Source organism: Inquilinus sp. OTU3971 (assembly GCF_038440215.1).
The window spans coordinates 1-1,725 of the sequence record NZ_JASATH010000403.1; the positions used below are offsets into that span (position 1 = coordinate 1).

Consider the following 1,725-nt stretch of genomic DNA (forward strand, 5'->3'; position numbering starts at 1 on the left):
AAGGGCCCAACTGGTAGACGGCCGCGCCCGCAGGCGAGAAGGTGAATGGCTCGAATGGTTCGGCGAGCCTCTTGTCGAGGTGGTCTCGGGGCGCGACGCCGGTGCTGACGTGCGGGTTGAAATGCTCGTCGCTCTGTTTCGGAACGAAAGTCGAAACATACTCGATCATTACCGCGTCGAGCGCAGGATTGTCGTGTCCGGCAGTGAATGCGGCTATGGTTCCAGTGTCCACCGTGAAAGGCGCCACGGCGGCGATCAGTTTCTGCTGCAGCTCGAGCAATTCGGGGGTGGGCTTTGCGACGATGCCTGCGACGCCGACATCTCCGCCCGGGGCATAGTAGTATCTGAACGCTTCGAGTTTCATGCCGGCGACATTGGCTCCGGCAAACACCTTTCCGGCGGCGGCATAGACCTCGTCGAGGTCCTCCGTGCGGACGAACCGCTGAATCATCGTGATGTGCGGCCGGTGCGCCTCATCCAAGGCGAAGCCCTTCGGGAAGACACCGAGCAGGCGGGCATTGTCGGCCTCGGCGCGCTCGAGCATCGCGTCGTCCGGTTCCAGCAGGATGTCGATGGCCGTGACCGGGCCCTGCTCGAACGCGAAGACCTGTTTCCAGTCGTCCTTCATGCTGACGACGGTCCAGCCGCGCTGCCCGGCCTCCTTCAGGGCCTCGATGAGCTTGCCGCTGCTTTTGGTCACGGCGTCGTAGGCGTATTCACGGTCACCGTCGGTATGGTGGACGATGAGACCGAAGCTGGGACGCGGGTTATTGATCGTGGTGTATTGCAGCATGGCTTGGTCGCCATCGCTGTTGCCGAAACAGGCTATGGGCCGGCGGCCGATGAATTGCCAGATGCCGACCGGCTTGCCCGCCTTGTCGTCCACGAACAAGTAGTCGAGCGTCTTCACCAGCGCCGGTCCGCTGTCTTTGAGCTCGAATGTGGTCCGCCCCGTCGAGCCGACGACTTGCTCCGGCGGGATGCCATAAACGCGCTCTGACCAGACACGCATGAAATCGGCGCCGCCGCCCGAAACGATGTAGGTCTTGAAGCCGTTCGCGCGCAGGTAACCCAGAACTTCCTGCATCGGTTGATACGTCAGTTGATCGTAAGTCTTGGCGAAGCGCGGGTGTTTGGCAGAAGCGAGCCACGCCTCGACCCGGACGCGGAAGTCCTCGGTCGTCATCCCGGCATGGGTGAGCGCGAAGATCCGCAACAGGCCGTCGTGATGAGCACCTTCGAGGAGCTTCGCAATATCGCCCGCGAGGGCGGCCTGCACCATGGGATCGGCGGCAAGCTGCGGCTCGCTCGGGGCGCGGCGCTTGATTTCGTCAAGGACGAACGCCACCTGAAACGGCATGGGATTTTCCGGCCAGAGCGTGCCGTCGTTGTCAAAGACGGCGATGCGCTCGGCGGGCGGTACGAAATCCGGTCCACCCTCGGCAGTGACCTTGGCCACGAAATCGACGATCGCCTGCCTTGCCGGCCCATCGCTCCATGATGGCAGGACATCGGCCTGAGCAAATGCGGGCGCCGCCGCCAGCATCGCGAGCCAGACGGCCGCGGTCGCGGCGAACAGCCAACCGATAACCGGTCGGCGCGCTGCACTCACTATTTGCCTCATGTCAGCCTCCTCGCTGTTTTGCAGGTTGGCCGGTTCCCTTGCGCCCTTCGGTCGAGTCGCGTCGACCGAGGAGCCGCACCCCGTCCGAGACGGGGCGCGGC

General features: G+C 63.8%; 1 protein-coding gene. It reads right to left on the bottom strand.

What is annotated here, in order from left to right; genetic code table 11:
- Positions 1-1,624 (bottom strand): haloacid dehalogenase-like hydrolase (locus AAHM41_RS40105; RefSeq protein ID WP_342242239.1); only part of this gene is annotated, 1,624 nt, incomplete at its 3' end.
- Positions 1,625-1,725: the final 101 nt, after the last annotated feature.